The following is an 18,378-nucleotide window of genomic DNA, read 5'->3' on the forward strand; positions in this document are numbered from 1 at the left end:
GCCTTGCGATACTTGCACTGCAGAAAGCCCCTAGACAGGGAGTCGAGATATTTGACAGGGGCAAAAACGTAGACGTGCCGTGCCCGAGAGAGACGAGCCCGCCCCGGTAGATCCGGCGGCGGGCTTTTTTGTGCCCGGCCCACCTGGAGAAACCCCATGGCCTTGCCGCCGGATCAGATCGCAGAGCTGAACGCTCGCCTCGCGCGCTATCTCGCGGCCGAGGCGGCGGTGCTTACCAACCAGGAATATGAGCTCGCGGGCCGCAAGGTAGTGCGCGCGGATCTCGCCGAGATCCGCGCCGCCGTCGAGGACCTGCGCGGTCAGCTCAACCGTGCCCAGGGTATCAGCCCGCGGCGCGGCCGCGTGCGGCGGGTGGTGCTGCGCTGATGCTCAATGTCCGCATGAATGTGCTCGATCGCGCAGCCGCCGCCATCTCGCCCAGCTGGGGAATGAAGCGGATGGCGGCGCGGGCCACGCTTAGCGCCGCCTCGGCGCTCACCAGCTCGCCGACGAGCCCCGATGGGGGCCGCATCGGCGGACAGGGTGGGTATAAGGGCGGCCACACCAACCGCCGGCAGACGCGCGGTTGGTTCGCCCGTCCGCGCAGTGCCAATGCCGACACCCTCGGCAACCAGAAGACCGTCATCGGCCGCGCCCGCGACGCGGCAATGAACATGCCGCTGGCAACGGCGGCGATCGAACGGCCGGTCACCTTCACGGTCGGCACCGGCCTGATGGCGATTCCCGACCTGAAGGCCGACGAGCTCGGCATCAGCGCGGACGAGGCGCGCACGCTGGGCGCACAGATCGCGGCGGACTTCGACAACTACATGTCGTCGACCGATCCGGATGCGGCGCGGACAGCGACGGGGTACGACCAGCAGGAAATCGTCCTGCGCGGTGTGCTGGAAAGCGGCGATATTCTCGGCGTCCGCGTGATGCCGCAGAACCAGATCGGGCGGTACCACGAGACCGCGTGGAAGCTGTACGAGGCCGATCGCGTCGTCTCGCCGGCGAACCATGATGAGGGCGCGCGCGTCGACGGTACCGGCAACGTCGTCGCCGGCGGCGTGGAGGTCGACGATTTCACGGCACCGATCGCCTATCATGTGCTGAAGTCGCCCCCCAACGGCTTCAACGGCGTCGCGATCGGCCGCACCCCCGACGATACCGTGCGGCTCGATGCCTGGGGTGAGAAGTCGGAGCTTCCGACCTGCGTCCATGTGATGACGGTGAAGCGGCCCGAGCAGTTCCGGGGCGCGTCCGTCCTGGCGCCGGTGCTGGAGATCCTGCAGCAGGTTTCCACGCTCACCGAGGCGGAGGCGTTTGCGGCCGTGCTGACCAGCATGGTCGCGATCATCTACAAGAGTAAAAGCGGCAACCCGATGCCGGAGCCGGATTACGGCACCGATCGGATGGTCGATGCCGCCGAGGGCTGGCAGACCGCCGCTACGGATGCAGGCGCCCGCGCATCCGATCTGCCGATGGAAGTCGGCTCGACCTGGGAAATCGAGCATGACGACGAAGTCGAAATGAAGTCGCCTGGGCGGCCGAACCCCGCGTTTGAGCCGTTCTTCAAGGCGCTGGCCAACCAGATCGCCGCCGCGGTTGAGGTGCCGTACGAGGTGCTGATGCTCGCATTCAATGCCAGCTATTCGGCAAGCCGCGGTGCGCTCGAGGTGTTCTACCAGACCGTGCGCAAGCGCCGCGACTGGCTGGCCGCGCACTGGTGCACCCCGGTCTATCGCGCCTGGCTGTACGAGCAGGTGGCGAAGGGCCGGTACCGGATGCCCGGCTTCCTCACCAACCGCACCCTGCGGGAGCGCTGGTCGAACGTGCGCTTCCGCGGCGACGGCAAGATCTCGCTCGACCCGGGCCGCGAGGCCAACGCGCTCGAGGTGCACGAGGCGCATGCCTGGAAGACTGGCGCCGAGATCACCGCCGAACTGACCGGTGGCGACTATGACGCCAATGTCGAGCGCCGCGCCGGCGAGCATCGTCGCTTCGTCGACGCCGGCTTGCCGATCCCGAACCAACAGGGTGGGGGCAGCGCGCCGGCGACTGACCAGCCCCAGCAAACGGAGGTACCGGCATGAGTCTACGGGCCTATAGCCGCGCGGAAGTGATGCGGCGCCTGTTCAACGCGCCCCTGCAGGTGCTTCCCGACACCGCCGCGATCGTCATCGGCGCGGTCGGCAAGCGCTACGATATCGAGCAGCTGCTATTCGCCGGGGAAGGGCGCGCACTTTCGATCGGCGAGCTCGAAACACGCGCGGCCGCGGCACGGGTCGAGATCTCGGCGCGTGCCGGCGTCGACCAGCGCGCCCCGAAGATGGCGGCCGAGCAGCTGATGCCGGTGATCGACAACGTCGCGCATATCGAGGTGCGTGGCGAGACGGTTGCCGAGAACGGCATCGGCCCGATTTCCGGCTTTACCGGCTATGACGGTATCCGCGCCCAGGTCATCGCGGCAGACGCCGATCCCTCGGTGCGTGGGCTGCTCCTCGACATCAACTCGCCCGGGGGCGAGGTGGATTCGCTGTACGAATGCGTCGGGTCGCTGATGGGCCGGCGTGGTGCCAAGCCGATGCGCGCCGTGATCCGCGGTACCGGCGCCAGCGCGGCCTACGCTCTCGCCGCCTGCGCCGACGAGATCACCATCAACGCGCTCGGTATGGCTGGGTCCGTCGGTACGATCGCCATGCACGCGGACTTCTCGCAGCAGCTGGAGCAGGAAGGCGTCAGGGTCACGCTGATCACCGCCGGCGCGCACAAGGCCGATGCGAACCCGTTCGAGCCGCTGCCGCCCGAGGTTCGCGATCGTATCGCCTCGCTGGTGAACATGGCGAACGACCAGTTCATCGCACATGTCGCCGAGGCTCGCAGCCTTTCGCAGGATCAGGTCCGCGGTCAGCAGGCGCAACTCTATCGCGGCGAGGAGGCTGTCCAGGCCGGCCTCGTCAACAAGGTCATGAGCTGGGCCGATTCGATCGCCGAATTCGCCCAGCAAGTGAATGGCGGGCTTTCGTCAGGCCGCCCCGCCCGGTCCGCGCCCGGTGCGCGATCTCAGGAGAAGAAGATGAACACCGAACAGACCGCGCCGGCGGCGGACACGCCGGAATATAGCGCCGCAACCCAAGAGGCCGCAGTGCAGGCTGCGCTCACCGGTGAGCGGGCCCGTGTTGGTCAGCTGATCGAGCTGGATGCCGAGAGCCGCTGCACGCCGGCCCTGACTTCCGCGATCTCCAGCGGCACCAGCGCCGGCGAGTTCGCGATCGCGCAGATGAAGTCGACGGCGCAGCAGCAGCGGACCGCGCTGGAAAGCGCCCGCGACGAGGCCGCTCAGCCGGATGCGCTGCCCAAGGCCCGCACCGACGCGACCGGTAATCAGCAGAAGACCAATCGCGGCCTCGCCTTCGTCAACCGGAACAAGAAGGCCGGCTGATCCCACTGAACCCTCGCGCCGCGGCGCGACGTCTGGGCGGCTTCGGCCGCCCTTCGCTTTTCTGGAAAGGACATCGCAATGGCATATGAACGTGCCGGCTATGAGGTGAGCACGCCCACCTCGTTCACGACGCTCCTGGCGCGCACCGCCGGCGTTACGACCCGCAAGGTCACCATCATGGCGGGCGAGGGCGTTCGCATCCTCGGTTCGGTGCTCGGCAAGGTGCCGACCGCGGCGCAGACCGTTGCGGCCAGCGCCGTTGTCAGCGGCAGCGGCGGCACGCCCGGCAACGGCACCGTCACCGCCCTTACCGCCGATACCGGCGCGCCGGCGGGCGTGTATCAGGTGCGTATCCTCAACCCTGCCACCAATGCGGGCAGCTTCGAGGTGATCCGCCCCGATGGCGTCGTCGACGGCAATGGCACGGTCGGCGTTGCCTATAACGGCATCGTCAACTTCACGCTGAATGACGGTAGCGTCGACTTCGTCGAGGATGACCGCATCGCGATCACCGTCAGCTATGCCGACGACAGCGGCAAGTATCGCCTCTCGGCGGCCGCCGCGGTGGACGGCTCGCAGACGCCGGACATGATCCTGGCCGAGACCGTCGACGCGACGTCGGCCGACGTCGAGGCGATCGCCTACGAAACCGCCACGGTGGTGAAGTCGGCGCTCGTTCTCGGCCCTGGCCACACCATCGCGACCATCCGTGACCATCTGCGCCGGCGCGGCATCACGATCGACGACTGAGCCCAGGCCCAGATCACACGCTGAAACAGCTCTCCCGGGGTGGGGGGCGGCGGCGGCGCGGGAGTGATCCCGTGCCGCCGTTTCGATTCGGAAGGGAATCCCATGCTTGAAGCCGATTATCTCTACGGCACCGAAGAAATGATGCCGATGGTCGAGGCACTGGACGTGCCCGGCAACTTCCTCCTCAAACTCGTCTTCCCCGAAGTGATGGAGTTCGAGACCGAGAACGTCCATTTCGATCGGCTGCAGGCCGATCGCCGCCTGGCACCGCTGGTTTCGCCGCTTGCACCCGGCAAGATCCAGCAGCCGCGCGGCTTCCAGGTCGAAACGCTGATCCCGGCTTATCTGAAGCCGAAGAACAAGGTGGAGGCATCGCAGGTGATGCGTCGCCGTGCCGGCGAGGCACGCGGCGGTACCATGTCCCCCGGCGAGCGCCGAGCGGCGCAGCTGAACGATTACCTGCTGCAGCATCGCACCCGCATCGAGCGTCGCCTCGAATGGATGGCGAGCTCGGTACTGCGCACCGGCCAGCTGATCCTGGTCAGCGATGATTATCCCGCCACCACCGTCAACTATCGTCGCAACGCGGCGCTCAGCATCCAGCTTTCCGGCGGCTTGCGCTGGGGTCAGAACGGCGTTTCGCCGTACGACAATGTGCAGACCTGGATCGATCTCGTCGGCACCACGTCGAACAGCGCCGTGAATGTCGTGGTGATGGACGCGAAGGCGTGGAAGCTGTTCATCGACGATCCGAAGTCGCAGAAGGCTCTCGACCTCACGTTGGGCCAGACTTCCGCCGTGCAGCTGGGTCTGACGGCTGGCTTGCCTGGCTCGCCCACCTTCAAGGGTCGGATCGGCGACGTGGAGTTCTACGTCTACAACGATCTGTACGAAGCCGACGACGGCACCACCCAGCAGCTGATCCCCGATTTCACGGTCATGCTGATCAGCCAGGGCGGTGTGGAAGGGGCGCAGCTTTTCGGCGCGATCCAGGATCCGCGGAACAATTTCGGCGCGGCCCGCTACTTCGCGAAGAACTGGATCGATGAAGATCCCGCGGGCGAATTCGTCATGACGCAGTCGGCGCCGGTGCTCGGTCCCCGCCGCATCGACGCGTGCGCCTGCGCCACGGTGCAGTGATCGACTGATCGGTCGACCCCCTCGGGCGGCGCCACCGCGTCGCCCACTTTTATTTCGGGAGAATTCCCCATGTCTCGTATTATTCTGATCGCCGCGGTCACGCTGGCCGGTGGCACCGTCGCAGATCCGTTCACGCTAGCCTCGGGCCGTGAGCTGACCGAGGAAGCCGCCACCTCGCTCGGCCTGAATCCGAAAGAAGTGAAGCGCCTCGTCGATACCGGCGCCCTCGTCCAGAAGACGGTGCTCGACGCAAGTGCAGGCGGCGATGAAGTGGTGGACGGCATTTCCGTGCTCGAGCTGCACGATTTCCTCACTCGCCTCGGCATCCCGTGGACCGAAGCCATGTCGATCGACGAGCTGCTCGATCTCAGCCCGCCCGTATTCAATGGTCTGGCGATCGACGACATGCGCGACCTGCTTATGGCAGGCGGCATCGCGTTCGAGCCGAGCGACACGGCCGACCAGCTGTTCGAGCGCGCGATCGCCTATGCGCCGCCGATCGACATCGATGGCGCTGCGGCGGCGATCGAAAGCAGCAACAATGCCGACGAGATCGCCGCTGCGCTTACCGACCTGAAGGTCCCGTTCGCCAGCAGCGCGAAAAAGGCGGATCTCGCGCGGCTGCTCGCCCAGGTCCGCGCGGTGACGTCGGCGGCCTGAGCCCGTGCCGATCGAGTCGGCCGCCGATCGCGCGGCCCTCTTCAACGAAGACGAGCTCGCTACGCCGGCGGTGTACACCGCACCGGCGGGCGGGCCCGCCCTGCGCTGTTCGGTGATCTTCGACGTCGAGCGTAGCGATCCGCTCGACGTCGGCACCGATGGCGGAGCGCGCTCGGTGCGGACGTGGCAGGGCGCGCAGGTGCTTGCCGATCAGGTGCCGCAGGTCGAGCAGAAGGGCCGGCTGCAGCTGGGCAGCATGTCTGCCGGCGCGTTCGTTCCCGATGGCCTTCTGCTCGAGGTGATCGGGCGCCCGAAGCGCGACGTGTCGGGCGAGGTGTGGGACGTCACCGTGCGGGAAGTCGCGTGAAGGTCGACGTCAAGATGGTGGGCCTCGCCAAGGCGGCGCAAGCTGGGCTCGACCAGGTGGCACGCGGCACCACTGCGGGAATGCGCGAGGCCACGGGCGGCCTGAAGGATGAACTGCGCGACCAGGTGCTGCGCGCCGGCTTCAACCAGCGGCTGGCGAACACCTGGCAGGGCAATACCTATCCGAAGCAGGGCGTCAGCCTCGAGCCGGCAGCCTATGTCTACTCGAAGGCCCCGAAGATCGTCTTTGCCTTCACGAATGGCGTTACGATCCGTCCCGTAAATGGGGCTCGCTACCTGTGGCTCCCCACGGACAACGTACCTAAGAAGCGGTCGCGCGGCGGCAGCGTGGCGATTTCGCCCGAGGAGGTTGAGCAGCGCTTCGGCAGGTTCTTCTTCCGGCCCGCCAAGCGCGGCGGCCTGGTTGCCATGGTGGTGTCGACCCGCCGAAAGCGTGGCGCCCATCGCGGCCCGGGTGTGGCGATGTTCAACCTCCGCCGCTCGGTGGACATGCCGGAACTGCTTGAGCTGCAGCGGCCCGCCCAGACCTGGGCGGCGCGCGCGGCCGTGCTGATCGAAAGGAATATCCGCTGATGACGCCGCAGCTGCAAATCTTGCTGGCGCTGAAGGGGTTGATCCAGAAGGCCCTTCCGCAGGCCGATGTCCGCGGTTTCGATGGTGACTCGAGCGTGCCGGAGATCATTCCCGCCGGCGGCGTCGTGATCGGCCATTTCGGGGACCCCGGCGACCCGGATGTGACGCTGAATCCGCCGACCTATAGCTATCGTCATCGCATCCCGCTCGAGATCGCGGCGCCGGGGGGCGTCGGTGGGCTCACCTTGGACGCGATGCTGCCGCCGATCGGGGCGATCATCGCGGCCAACCCGTTTCTGGGTGGGCTCTGCGAATATCTCTCGGTCGAACAGGCGTCGCGGGAGGATGAAACCCGCGACGAGATTTCGATCAACTGGGCGGACGTGAATGTGTTCGCCCACTATTCGACAACCAACCCGCTGGGCTGATCCCCGGGTTTCTCAAAGGAGTGAAGCATGGCTGGACGCGCATTTGGCGCGAACGCGCGGCGTGCCGTTGCGTTCGAGGCTTCCTATGGGGCTATCCCGGCGCCGGGTAATGCCTGGAAGAAGCTGGCCTTTGTCAGCAGCGCCCTGGGCGAGGAAGGCGGGCTGATCGAGGATGATCTGCTCGGGCTCGGCCGCGAACCGCAGGATCCCACCGACGACGTGCTCAACAATACCGGCGATGTCGTCGTGCCCGTCGATGCGCGCGCCTTCGGCTACTGGCTGATGCTGTATTTCGGGGCTCCAGCGAGCGGCAACGGCGATCCCGCCATGGGCAAGATCATCTTCACCGCGCAGCCTGCCGTCGATTCGACGGTGTCTGTCGCGGGCGTCGCCTTCACCTTCAAGGCTTCCGGCGCCGCCGGCAACCAGGTGAACCTCGGCGCGGACCTCCCGGCAACCCTTGCCGCGCTGGCGACGAAACTCAACGCCAGTGCGGATGCCGGCGTGTCCGCGGCGACCTACAGCAGCGATGCGACGTCGCTCACCGTGACGCACGATACGCCGAACGCCACCGGGAACGCGTTTGCGCTCGCGGCTGGTGTCGGCAGCAATGGAACCACGAGTGGCGACACGCTCAGCGGCGGTACATACGCTCACGTCTTCACCACCGGCGCCAGCATCCTGCCGTCCGTGTCGATCGAAGACGGTAACCCCGAGCTCCCGTCCTATTCGACGCACTTCGGCGCCAAGGGCAACACGATGCGGATCCAGATGCAGCGGTCGGGCCAGCTGAACGCAACGCTGGGGCTGATTGCCCAGGGCGAAACGGCGCCGGCGGCCGTGAGCGGCGCGACCGGCGCCGTGGCAGTGCAGGTGGCCCGCTTTGCCCAGGCCACGGGTTCGGTGACCGACAACGGCCAGGTGCTCGCCACCGTCAGGACGGCGGAGGTGAATTTCTCCAACAATCTGGACCTGGACGAGACGATCCGGGCCGATCGCCGCATCAACGGCGCCGATCCGGGCAAGGTGGCCGTCAGCGTCCGCCTTTCGCTCAACTTCGTCGACCGCGACTCCGTCAACCGGGTCGGTACCGCCTTCCCGCGGGCGCTCACCTTCGGCTGGAAGAACGCGGTCGGCTCGCTGACGTTCAGCCTCCCGCGTGTGTTCCTCCCTCGCGCCAAGCGGGCCATCAACGGCCCCGGCGGCATCCTTGCCGAACATAACGGCCAGGCATCGGGCGCGCAGGCCGCGTCGATGACGATCACCCTCAAGAACGATGTGCAGAGCTACACCTGATGCTGAAGCTGCAGAAAACGGCCACGGGGCCGGAATGGGCCGACCTGATGGGCGCGCGGTTCTGCTTCGCGCCGCTGACCCGCGCGATGGCGCGTCGCGCGCGGGTGGCGGCCGCCAAGGCCGTCGAGCCCCAGCGCGGGAAGATCAGCGACGTCGAGTTCGGCGAGGCCCTGGGCGATGCCTATAGCGAGGAGCTGATCGTCGCCGGCCTAGTCGACTGGGAAGGGGTCGGCGACGCCGAGGGCAAGCCGCTGGCCTGCACCGAGGAGAGCAAGCGATTGCTTGTTGCCGACCCGGCCTGCTTCGACCGGCTCGACGCCCACTATGTCCTGCCCTTCGCGCTGCGGGTGGCGGAGGGAAACGCATCGCGCGCCTCGCCGAATGGCACTGGAGCGGGGGCGAGGCGGGCGCGCGCTACTGCCGGATCCAGTGCGAAGCCCAGGGCGAAGACTGGTGCGAAGGCTGCGCCTACCGCCAGCACGCCTGCCAAACGGCCGAAGGCGAAGAAGCCTGGGCGCTCCTCACGGGGTGCGAAACCCAGCTGAGGCTGCGCCTGGTGCCCGTGCCGATCGCCATGGGGATGACGGTGCGGAGCGAGCCTTGCGGGCTCGATTTCGGGGCAGTGATGATGGTGGCCACCGCGGCCGGCGCCGACACGGCGCTGGTGGCGGATGTGCTGCCGGCGGTCGAGCAGGCGATCCTGCTCGGCCAGCGGAACGACGAGGAAGCGGAGGACATCGAAGATGACGGCTAACGTCGCGATCCGCCTGGGGACCGAGGGCAAGGCCCGCGTGGTCGGCGACTTCGCCGAGATCGCCGATGCGGGAGATCGCACCGCCCAGCGCTGGCAGCGCTCGTACGAACGCGCCAGCGCCGACGTCGAGGCGGCGATCAAGCGGCAGGCAAACGCCGCCGCGCGCCTTGCGGCCGCGCAGCCCCAGACCGCCACGCAACAGGCGTTCCAGGCTGCCGCCAGCACCAACTATGCCGGCCCAAGCGCGCGCGAGTCGGCGGAGGCGTTCCGTGATGCGGCCGCGCAGCAAGCTCAGCTCGAGGCGCGTACCCGTGCGCTGCTGACCGCGATCGATCCGACGCTGGCCGCGCAGCAGCGGCTCAACACCTCGCTTGCAGAGGCAAAGGAGCTGTATGAGGCGGGCGCGATCAGCGGGGCTCGCTATACGCAGGTGGTGCGGCAGCTGAACGGCGCGGCCGCCGCGGATGCCGGCGTCGGCGCGATCGGCAAGAGCGCGCAGGAATCCGCGTCCGTCTTTTCGGCCGCATTCGCGCAGATGGAGCAGCGGGCGCAGGCGCTGCGCATTTCGCTCGATCCCGCCTATGCCGCCCAGGTTCGCTACGATCGTGAGATCGCCAACGCGCGCGAGCTGATCCGCGCGGGGGCTATCTCCCTGGATGATTACGTTGCCGTCCTGCGGCGGGAGCGTGCCGCGCTGAACGCGAGCGCGGAGAGCATCCGGCGCCACGGCACCGCGATGGCGGCGATCGCACCGCAGGCGCAGGATTTCTTCACACAGATTTCCATGGGTGCGAACGTCTTCAGCGTTCTCGCCATTCAGGGCGGGCAGGCGGCTGGCCAGATGATCTATCTGGAAGGTGCGGCAGGCAAGTTCGCCAGGTTCATGCTTGGTCCATGGGGGCTTGCGATCACGGCAGGTCTTCTCGTCCTCGGCGCATTGTCCAGCAAACTCTTCGAGACCAGCGACGCGTCGAAGCGGGCCGAAGAGGCTATGGCTGATTTCCAGAAGCGCCAGTCGGACATCAAGAGCTTCATCGACGAGACCACCGGGGCGTTGAAGGAGCAGAATAAGACCCTCGTGCTTAACGCGATCCTCGCGCGACAAGCCCAGATCGCCGAGAACGAGAAGTCGATAGCCGACAGCCGGCGGAAGGCGTTCGACCTGGCGGGTACGGCCAGTCTGAAGGCCGCTGCCGCCGCACCCGGCACAACCACCTCGGGTGTCAGCTTCACCGACGATCGCGACGTCCAGCGCGTCATCCGGGAGGCCGGCGGCGACGTGGACAAGCTCTCGCAGGGGCTGGCTTCGCTCGCGAAGGCGCGCCCCGAGCTTGCGAAGGTTGCGCTCGGCGTGAGCAGCATCGGCGGGCAGGCGATCCTGGCGCAGCGCGATAATGAGCGGCTTGGGAAGGAGCTCGCCGCGTTGGGTGGAGACGCCAGCGCTCTCGCGAAGGCTGACACCGGGATGATTGAGGCTCGGGCGAAGCTTGCCGGCGCGACGACATCGCTCGAGCGGGCGCAGGCGCAGTACACGATCTCCATCAAAGAGGCGGACGCGGCCTATGATCGGAGCAAGAAGACACAGGCCGATCAGAAGCAACTGCTCGAGGCGCGCACTGCCGCTGAGCGGAAGCTCAACGAGGCACGGGACGCGGCAAAGACGGACCGCCACAGCGAGTCCCTTGCGCGGAACGCCGATGCGATGCGGGTCAATGCTTCTGCTGGGCTCGAATTGGCCGAAGCTTACCTCGAAGGTGGCGCAGCGGCCCTGAAGGCGGAGGCTGCGCGCAAGGGGCTGACCGATGCGACCCGGAAGGGCATCGATGCCGATGCGCAGGTCGCGCGCCAGTTGCAGATCCTGGTTGCCGACCAGCTGGTGACCAGCGCACAGGGGCTCGACCAGCTGCGCGCGGAGACGCTGGCGCGCCATGCCGCGAACGACAATGTGGCTGCCGGCACGCTGCTCGCCGGCGACCTGAACCGGAAGCTCTCCGACGAGGCTGCGCTACGGCCGCTCCTGCGGCTGCAGCTGGTCGCGCAGGGGGATGCCCTGAAGCTACTGACCCGGATCATCGCCGATTACCGCAAGGCGCTGGCAGATGCGCATGAGGAAGAGGGCAGGGGCGCGGCGCTGGCTGCGACAGAGGCGGCTAGGAACCGCGCGACCGACTATCGCGCCGCGATCGCCGATCTCGGCAAGGATCCTCGCGCACAGGCACTCGCTGCCGCGCGCCGCGCCGCGGAGAGCGAGGCGGCGAATGGCGGCTATGCCAAGGGGGAGCGGCCGACGTTCGTCGAGGCCCGGGTCAACGAGGCGGCGGCGCAGTACGACCTGCAGCGGGCACAGGCTGCGCGACAGCAGCTGCTCGATCAGGAAGACCGGATCGCCCTCGCGCAGCGCGAGCTGCAGCTGGTCGGGGCGAGCGACGCGGTGCGCGAGGGCGAGCTGGCGAAGATGCAGCTGATCCTCGGCGCCAAGCGCGACGGCGTGGCGGTCGACAGCGAAGCGTTCCAGAGCCTGATGCGCAACCAGGAGGCGCTCGACCAGATCAATCGCGAGCTCGACCGCCAGCGCGGGATCTGGGACGAGATCCGACAGACCGGCGGCCGTTTCATCGACGATGTGCTCAACACCGACAATTGGAAGGACTGGGGCGATTTCGGCCGCAAGATCATCCAGGATCTGATCAACGATTTCATCCGCCTGGCTGCGATCAACCCGCTGAAGAATGCCCTATTCGGCGAGAATCTGCCCACCGCGAGCGGCGTATTCGGCCGCCTGTTCGGCGGGAAGGGTGACTTCGCTTCCGGCGTCGGCGGGGATCCACTGGGGCTTGGCGGCCTGGGGATCGTCGCGGGGGAGCATGACTATGATCCCAAGCCGCGCAATCCCTTCGGAAGCGTCGGCAGTGGTGTCGGCGCGGTCGGCGCCGGGCTCGGAATCGTCAAATCCCTTTTCTCGATCTTCGGCAATGCCGTCGGCACCGAGAACTGGTCGGGCGGGATGATGCTCGCGGGCGAGAACGGGCCGGAGATCCTCTACGCCCCGCGGGGAACCCGGGTGGGGAACGCCCCGGAGACGCGTCGTGCGCTTTCGGCGGCGAACGAGGGCAATATGGGCGTGCTGCGGGTGGAGCTGGCGCTGACCGACGATCTGAACGCGCGGATCGACGATCGTGCCGCCAACGTGTCGGTGGAGGTAGTCCGTCAGGCGGCGCCGTCGATCATCGACGCGTCGTCCTCGGCGACGGTCGCCCAGCTAAGCCGCCGGAAGATCTGACATGGCGATCATCATCCCGCCGGCGCCGCTTCCGCTGCGCGACAAGAAAGTGCGCCTGCGCGACCCGTCGCAGGAAAATACCTCCAAATGGACCGGAACCTCGAAAATCATCGGGTTGCCCGGGGCGGCCGAGTGGCTGGTGTCCGGAACCTTCGCCTCGATCTCGGACGAGGCTAAAGCGCGCCCCTGGCGTGCCTTCTTCGTTGCGCTGCGTGGGAAGCGCAACGCCTTCCGTATCCGGGTTGGTCTCGATCAGCAGACCGCGGTCGGCAATCCGACGGTTCGCGCGGGCGGCAGCGCCGGCCTCACGGTTCCGCTGCAGGGCTTGCCGGCCTCGCAGACCGTGCTCGAGGCGGGCCACCTGATGACCGTCACGCTTCCCAGCGGCCACGAGCGGCTCGTCTGTCTCACCGCGAGCCTGGTGTCGGATGCCCAGGGTAGAGCGACGGCAACCTTCGCGCCGGAGCTCGGTGAGGTTCCGCAGGCCGGTGCTGCGGTGGAAATCCAGTGGCCGCACGCCCTGGTGCGAATGTCCGACGACACCAATGGCTGGGAATTCAGCGAGAGGATCAAGCACGGCTTCGCCATCGATACGAAGGAAGCGAAATGAGCCGCATGGACGCCGCCGCTTCGGCCGCGCTGAACGCCCAAGTCATCCGGCCCGTCTTCTTCGTCTACCTGGACGTCGTGGGGGATCCGCTGCGGGCCTGTACGGCAGAGGCGTCGCTGCTGCCGACCGGGAGCGGCGATCCGGATCTCGACGGCCATGTGTTCGATGCACTGAATCCGACATTCGTCGACATCGGGCCGGTGGCGATGAAGTCGGGCGGGTCGGACAGCCTCACGGCGCAGCTTTCCGGCCTCGTCGGCCTCGACGACGATCTGCTCACCGTGATCGGCAACCCCGCCAACTGGCAGGGCAGGCCGGCGCGGCTGTGGCGAATGATCCGGGACGAGAACGGCAGCCAGCGGGGCGCGATCCAGCATTACTACACCGGCTACATGGTCTCGCTCGACATCAACGGGTCGGCCGACAGCCAAACGATCAACCTCACGATCGAAAGCTATCTCGTCGCCTTCAGCCAGGCCTCGAACCGCACCTATCTCGATCAGGACAGCTTCGATCCCGGCGACCTGTCGGCAAAGGCGGCGATCGCGATCGCCAACGGCATCAGCGGCAACCCGCTCGTCAACAACACGCCTGCCGTCGACAGAGGACCGAACCTCGGCGGGAGCAGAAATTGGAACAGCTTTCAATGACGCGCCTGCTCGACTGGGAAGCCCGCCTCGCCGACTATCTGGCGAGCGTTGCGGATAGGCCGATGGCCTGGGGCAGCCATGACTGCGCGCTGCATGCGGCGCATGCGATCCTGGCGTTGACGGGCGAGGACCACGCCACGGCGTATCGCGGCCGGTACCAGACCGCGCGTGGCGCGGCGCGGGCGCTCCGCCGGCAGGGCCACGCCGATGTGGAGGCGCAGTTCGACGTGCTGTTCCCGGCGATCGCCCCCGCATTCGCGCAGCGCGGGGATATCGTCCAGCGCGGGGATGCGGTGGGCGTGTGCATCGGCGCCGAGGCGCTGTTCGTGGGTGAGGAGGGGGAGCGGGAAGGCCTCGTGCGGGTGCCTCGGCGCGAATGGACGAAGGCCTGGGCCATCCGATGAGCAAGGTTCTCAAAATCGCGGGTGCGATCGTCGGGGTTGTAGCGATTGTGGCCAGCGGCGGCCTCGGGGCAGGTTTGGCGGCAGCCGTCACCGGAGCCTTGGGCGTCGGAGCTTCGACCTTGACGCTGATCTCCGCCGGCCTTGCGATCGGCAGCTCGCTCCTCGCTCCGAAGCCGAAGGCGCCGACATCCAGCCAGGCCGCGTCAGACCGGCTGTTCGCCTCGATCAACCTGCGCGCAGCGCGGCACCTGGTGTTCGGCCACACCGCGATGGCAACCGAGGTGCGCGACCAGGAATATACCGAGAACCAGACCGTCCTGCACCGCTTCCTCGTCATTGCCAGCCACAAGGTGCAGGCGGTCGAGCAGATCTGGTTCGACGACAAGCTCGCCTGGGCAGCGTCCGGCGGCGCGCAGGGGGAATTCTCCGGCTATTTAACCGTGACGCCGGTTCTCGAGGGGTCGGCGGCGAACGCCATCAACATCTCGAGCCGCATGGGTTCTTCGCGGCGGTTCACGGGCCTCGCGTACCTGCACCTTCGCTACAAGCTCACCGGAAACGGGAAGAACAGCGACAGCCCCTTCGCGCAGTCGATTCCCACCCGAGTGACGGTGATCGGCAAGGCGGCGCTGGTCTACGATCCGCGATTGGACAGCACCGCCGGCGGTGTCGGTCCCCAGCGCGCGGGCGATCAGTCGACCTGGGTGTGGAGCGATGACGCGGCGCGCAACCCCGCGCTGCAGCTGCTCTGGTATCTCCTCGGCTGGCGCATCCAGAACCCGGTAACGGGGCAGTGGAAGCTGGCGGTGGGCAAGGGCATCCCTCCCGAGCGCATCGATCTCGACAGCTTCATCACCGCCGCGAATCTCTGCGACGAGCAGGTCGCCCGCGCGGCCGGCGGCACCGAGCCCCGGTACCGCAGCGACGGCATCTTCAGCGAGGCCGACGATCCATCGCTGGTGCTCGACAACCTGAAGGCGGCGATGAATGCCGACCTGGACGACGTCGACGGCAAGCTGCGGATCACGGTGCTGCACAACGATCTGGGATCGCCCCAGATCGGGCTCACCGCTGCGGACGTGCTGGATTCGTTCAAATGGACGCAGACGCCGCCGCTGACCGACAGCTTCAATATCATCCGGGGTAGCTACACCGATCCGTCGACCACGTCGCTATACCAGCAGGTCGACTATCCCGAGGTGCGGATCGACAGCCCAGACGGCATCGATCGGGTGGAGACGGTCAACCTGACGATGGTGCAATCGCCGAGCCAGGCCCAGCGGCTGGTGAAGCAGCGACTGCAACGGGCGCTGTACGGCGGCATGTTCGAGGCGGTGTTCCAGGCAACCGCCTGGCGCTATCGCAAGGGCGACGTGGTGCCGTTTACCTTCCCGGCGCTCGGGTGGGTGAACAAGCTGTTCCGGGTTGTCTCGATGACGATCCAGGTCGACGGCACGGTGCCGATGACGCTTCGGGAGGAGCATCCCGACATCTACCTCTGGGATGCCAGCGATGCGCCTGCGGTGCAGGGCGCCGATCCCACGACCTACAGCAATGCACTGTTGCCGATCGTGCGGGACATCAACGATCTCGGCGAGCTTATTGTGAGCGCGTCCGCGGTCGCCGATCAGGCGCTGAGCCAGATCGCAGCGCTGTCGGACGATGGCGTGCTCACCCCCAACGAGAAGATCACCAAGCTCGTGCCGCTGCAGGGGGAGCTCGCCAATGCCTTCGGCCTGCTCGACACACAGGCCGCCCAGCTGTCCGGCGTCCCCGCTGTGGCCGAAGCGCGCAGCGTGGCGGACGACGCCTACAACGCCTGGGCCGACTATCTTGCGACGCTGTCGCCGGCATGGAACGACACCGGCAACACCACCTTCGTCAACCGCGAGGTTTTCGACGGCAAGATCAACGACCTTCGCTACGCCCTGGCGATGCTGCAGGTCGCGCTACAGCGCGCCGCCTCGATCACCGGCTATCTGACGAGCGAGAGCGTCGTCCTCGCTGCGGACAGTGCTGGTGAGGTCAGCAGCTTCACCGATGCAGGCGGCGCCTTCAAGGTGTTCGTCGGCCTCAGCGATGTGTCGACTGGGGCGGGCACGGCCTATTCGGTCCTGTCGACCAACGGCGTCGCGATCGCGATCGATGCGGCTAGCGGCGTCTACACGGTCAGCGGGATGTCGGCGGACACAGGATCCGCCACGCTGCGCGCATCCTATGGCGGCGTCATGATCGATCGCGTCTACAGGATCGCGAAGGCCAGGGCAGGCGCCGGTTCCGACGGCGCGCCGGCGAACGTCTTGGTGCTGACCAAGCATTCGATCCAGTTGCGGGCCTATGCGGACGGGGCAGTCCGTGGATACGATAGCGCGAACGGGCAGGCGACCGTCCGTTCCGGCAATACCGACATCACCTCGGGGGTGGTGCTTTCGCTCAGCGCGGTCGGCTGTACGGCGACGATCAACACCGGCTTCGGCAACCCGGTCGCCGGCAAGCCCAAGGGCTGGTACCAAGTGACCGACATGGCGTCGGACGACGCTTCGCTCACCATCAGCGCGACTGTCGGCGGGCAGACGCTGAGTGACGTCGTTTCCGTGGCGAAGCTGATCGGGGGGTACGAGATCCTCGATACCGTGCCTTCGGACGATGACCCGTATAACTTCGAGGGCCGCCAGGTGCAGAGCAGGGCCGACGGCAAGCTCTGGCGCTTCCACAATGGGCATTGGAGCAGTTCGGTACCCGCGGCCGACCTGGTCGGCACGGTGGCCTCGTCGCAGCTCGGAATCGGCGTCGGCGGCAACCAGCTGATCGGGGCGGTGCCCGGCACGAACCCGCGCAACTACATGCGCTTTGCCTACAATCCTGACGGTGTGCAGTATTACGACGTGACCACCGGCAATGTCACGACCGGCGGGCAGGGCGTGCTCCAGTCGTTGAACTTCGGCTATGACCCCGGACCCTTCTACTCGCTTCCGGACGGCTCCACGTTCATGATCTACCAGCCCAACACCCAGACGGGTGGCGCGGGCTTCTCGGACATCCGCATGGCCAGGATGAAGAACCAGAACGGCGATCTGGACGAGATGTGGCCTATCGAGGAGGGCAAGACCTACGAGTTCAGTCTCTGGGCGTGCACCTACGGCTGCCGTGCTGCTGTTCTGATCGTCTGGTTCGATGGAGACGGAAACGCTCTCTCGGAGACTCCCACCGGCGATCCCGTGGCGAACTCCTACGCCCTTCTGGAGCCCGACGAGGTGTCGGGTCACACTACGCTCGACGGCTACAAGCGCATCTACAATCGCGGGAAGTCGCCGCCCGGTGGGCGGCAGGCTATGCTGGTGTTCCGGAAGGCGCACACTGCCCCGAACCCTGCCAATTCCAGCCGTCTGTTCGGTATGCGACCGATGTTCGCCGAGACCACGGAGAACGCGACGGAGATGCTCCCGTACAGCGTGCCACCCTATGGTTTCTTCATGGCCGAAAATGTCGTCGCTCGCTCGATCGTCGGCGACAAAGTCGCTTTCAACACTCTCGTCGGCAATCACATGCAGATCGGCTCGATCGATGCTGCCCGCCTCGCGGTGACCGAGCTGTCGGCGATCACCGCGCGGATCGGCGTGCTTCGTACTGCCGGCAGCGGCGCCCGGGTGGAGGTGCGCGATAACGCCATCCTCCTGTACGGGTCGAACAACGTCTTGCGCGGTCGCTGGGCGGTGGTGTGATGGAGGGGCTCGAGCTCTGGGACGAGAACGGCAATTCGATCGCCAGCATCTACACCGCGACGGTCAGCCAATTGGGGACCGAGGTCGGCAGGACGAGTGCCTTCACCATCACCGATGATCGGTTCCTGAAGGGCATTCCGTGGGCCTTCTACATCCCCGCCGGTGTCTACAACGTGGAGAATCCACCCTTCGGTGAGCCTGTGATGACGCTCTCCGGCAACCAGCTGATCGTCAACGGCAGCAACTTCAACGGCACCTTTCTGTACGGGATCCGCTGAC

The 18,378-nt window shown here is 66.9% G+C and carries 18 protein-coding genes; all 18 read left to right on the plus strand.

Going from position 1 to position 18,378, the window contains the following annotated elements; all coding sequences use genetic code 11:
* Nucleotides 1–156: 156 nt before the first annotated feature.
* A complete protein-coding gene (locus CA234_RS03045; protein WP_126000831.1) occupies nt 157–387 on the plus strand; it encodes a hypothetical protein in 231 nt (76 codons plus the stop codon).
* A complete protein-coding gene (locus CA234_RS03050; RefSeq protein WP_126000832.1) occupies nt 387–2,096 on the plus strand; it encodes a phage portal protein in 1,710 nt (569 codons plus the stop codon). Before CA234_RS03045 ends, CA234_RS03050 begins: the two co-directional genes overlap by 1 nt.
* Nucleotides 2,093–3,445 (plus strand): S49 family peptidase, encoded by a 1,353-nt coding sequence (locus CA234_RS03055; RefSeq protein ID WP_126000833.1) that lies wholly within the window; start codon nt 2,093–2,095, stop codon nt 3,443–3,445. Before CA234_RS03050 ends, CA234_RS03055 begins: the two co-directional genes overlap by 4 nt.
* Nucleotides 3,446–3,523: 78 nt before the next feature.
* The gene (locus CA234_RS03060; protein ID WP_126000834.1) at nt 3,524–4,195 is read left to right on the plus strand and encodes a head decoration protein; all 672 of its coding nucleotides are present in this window, start codon (nt 3,524–3,526) and stop codon (nt 4,193–4,195) included.
* A gap of 102 nt (nt 4,196–4,297) precedes the next feature.
* Nucleotides 4,298–5,335 (plus strand): major capsid protein, encoded by a 1,038-nt coding sequence (locus tag CA234_RS03065; RefSeq protein ID WP_126000835.1) that lies wholly within the window; start codon nt 4,298–4,300, stop codon nt 5,333–5,335.
* 69 nt (nt 5,336–5,404) lie between these two features.
* The gene (locus CA234_RS03070) at nt 5,405–5,995 is read left to right on the plus strand and encodes a hypothetical protein (protein WP_126000836.1); all 591 of its coding nucleotides are present in this window, start codon (nt 5,405–5,407) and stop codon (nt 5,993–5,995) included.
* 4 nt (nt 5,996–5,999) lie between these two features.
* Entirely contained in the window at nt 6,000–6,362 is a 363-nt protein-coding gene (locus CA234_RS03075) for a hypothetical protein (protein WP_126000837.1), read from the plus strand.
* Entirely contained in the window at nt 6,359–6,955 is a 597-nt protein-coding gene (locus CA234_RS03080; RefSeq protein ID WP_126000838.1) for a DUF6441 family protein, read from the plus strand. The genes CA234_RS03075 and CA234_RS03080 overlap by 4 nt, the downstream gene beginning before the upstream one ends.
* Complete coding sequence (locus tag CA234_RS03085; RefSeq protein WP_126000839.1) at nt 6,955–7,383, plus strand: hypothetical protein; 429 nt, start codon at nt 6,955–6,957, stop codon at nt 7,381–7,383. The genes CA234_RS03080 and CA234_RS03085 overlap by 1 nt, the downstream gene beginning before the upstream one ends.
* A 27-nt stretch (nt 7,384–7,410) precedes the next feature.
* On the plus strand, nt 7,411–8,679 hold the full coding sequence (locus tag CA234_RS03090; protein WP_126000840.1) for a phage tail tube protein: 1,269 nt from the start codon (nt 7,411–7,413) through the stop codon (nt 8,677–8,679).
* Nucleotides 8,679–9,224, plus strand: coding sequence for a hypothetical protein (locus CA234_RS03095; protein ID WP_126000841.1), 546 nt, complete (start codon nt 8,679–8,681; stop codon nt 9,222–9,224). Before CA234_RS03090 ends, CA234_RS03095 begins: the two co-directional genes overlap by 1 nt.
* Nucleotides 9,225–9,259: 35 nt before the next feature.
* The gene (locus tag CA234_RS03100; RefSeq protein WP_206431077.1) at nt 9,260–9,433 is read left to right on the plus strand and encodes a hypothetical protein; all 174 of its coding nucleotides are present in this window, start codon (nt 9,260–9,262) and stop codon (nt 9,431–9,433) included.
* Nucleotides 9,423–12,713, plus strand: coding sequence for a hypothetical protein (locus tag CA234_RS03105; RefSeq protein WP_126000842.1), 3,291 nt, complete (start codon nt 9,423–9,425; stop codon nt 12,711–12,713). Before CA234_RS03100 ends, CA234_RS03105 begins: the two co-directional genes overlap by 11 nt.
* 1 nt (nt 12,714) lies before the next feature.
* Complete coding sequence (locus CA234_RS03110; protein ID WP_126000843.1) at nt 12,715–13,323, plus strand: hypothetical protein; 609 nt, start codon at nt 12,715–12,717, stop codon at nt 13,321–13,323.
* Nucleotides 13,320–13,973 (plus strand): hypothetical protein, encoded by a 654-nt coding sequence (locus tag CA234_RS03115; protein WP_126000844.1) that lies wholly within the window; start codon nt 13,320–13,322, stop codon nt 13,971–13,973. Before CA234_RS03110 ends, CA234_RS03115 begins: the two co-directional genes overlap by 4 nt.
* Nucleotides 13,955–14,377 (plus strand): hypothetical protein, encoded by a 423-nt coding sequence (locus tag CA234_RS03120; protein ID WP_206431078.1) that lies wholly within the window; start codon nt 13,955–13,957, stop codon nt 14,375–14,377. The genes CA234_RS03115 and CA234_RS03120 overlap by 19 nt, the downstream gene beginning before the upstream one ends.
* 119 nt (nt 14,378–14,496) lie before the next feature.
* A complete protein-coding gene (locus tag CA234_RS03125) occupies nt 14,497–18,099 on the plus strand; it encodes a phage tail protein (RefSeq protein ID WP_164521694.1) in 3,603 nt (1,200 codons plus the stop codon).
* Complete coding sequence (locus tag CA234_RS03130) at nt 18,099–18,377, plus strand: hypothetical protein (protein ID WP_126000846.1); 279 nt, start codon at nt 18,099–18,101, stop codon at nt 18,375–18,377. Before CA234_RS03125 ends, CA234_RS03130 begins: the two co-directional genes overlap by 1 nt.
* Nucleotide 18,378 lies beyond the last annotated feature (1 nt).

The sequence above is a fragment of the Sphingomonas sp. ABOLE genome (assembly GCF_003950455.1).
GTDB lineage: Bacteria > Pseudomonadota > Alphaproteobacteria > Sphingomonadales > Sphingomonadaceae > Sphingomonas > Sphingomonas trueperi.

What these genes read in the sequence shown, in the direction of transcription:
- CA234_RS03045 (WP_126000831.1), top strand. Translation starts at nt 157, where the DNA reads ATGGCCTTGCCGCCGGATCAGATCGCAGAGCTGAACGCTCGCCTCGCG.
- CA234_RS03050 (WP_126000832.1), top strand. Translation starts at nt 387, where the DNA reads ATGCTCAATGTCCGCATGAATGTGCTCGATCGCGCAGCCGCCGCCATC.
- CA234_RS03055 (WP_126000833.1), top strand. Translation starts at nt 2,093, where the DNA reads ATGAGTCTACGGGCCTATAGCCGCGCGGAAGTGATGCGGCGCCTGTTC.
- CA234_RS03060 (WP_126000834.1), top strand. Translation starts at nt 3,524, where the DNA reads ATGGCATATGAACGTGCCGGCTATGAGGTGAGCACGCCCACCTCGTTC.
- CA234_RS03065 (WP_126000835.1), top strand. Translation starts at nt 4,298, where the DNA reads ATGCTTGAAGCCGATTATCTCTACGGCACCGAAGAAATGATGCCGATG.
- CA234_RS03070 (WP_126000836.1), top strand. Translation starts at nt 5,405, where the DNA reads ATGTCTCGTATTATTCTGATCGCCGCGGTCACGCTGGCCGGTGGCACC.
- CA234_RS03085 (WP_126000839.1), top strand. Translation starts at nt 6,955, where the DNA reads ATGACGCCGCAGCTGCAAATCTTGCTGGCGCTGAAGGGGTTGATCCAG.
- CA234_RS03090 (WP_126000840.1), top strand. Translation starts at nt 7,411, where the DNA reads ATGGCTGGACGCGCATTTGGCGCGAACGCGCGGCGTGCCGTTGCGTTC.
- CA234_RS03095 (WP_126000841.1), top strand. Translation starts at nt 8,679, where the DNA reads ATGCTGAAGCTGCAGAAAACGGCCACGGGGCCGGAATGGGCCGACCTG.
- CA234_RS03100 (WP_206431077.1), top strand. Translation starts at nt 9,260, where the DNA reads ATGACGGTGCGGAGCGAGCCTTGCGGGCTCGATTTCGGGGCAGTGATG.
- CA234_RS03105 (WP_126000842.1), top strand. Translation starts at nt 9,423, where the DNA reads ATGACGGCTAACGTCGCGATCCGCCTGGGGACCGAGGGCAAGGCCCGC.
- CA234_RS03110 (WP_126000843.1), top strand. Translation starts at nt 12,715, where the DNA reads ATGGCGATCATCATCCCGCCGGCGCCGCTTCCGCTGCGCGACAAGAAA.
- CA234_RS03115 (WP_126000844.1), top strand. Translation starts at nt 13,320, where the DNA reads ATGAGCCGCATGGACGCCGCCGCTTCGGCCGCGCTGAACGCCCAAGTC.
- CA234_RS03130 (WP_126000846.1), top strand. Translation starts at nt 18,099, where the DNA reads ATGGAGGGGCTCGAGCTCTGGGACGAGAACGGCAATTCGATCGCCAGC.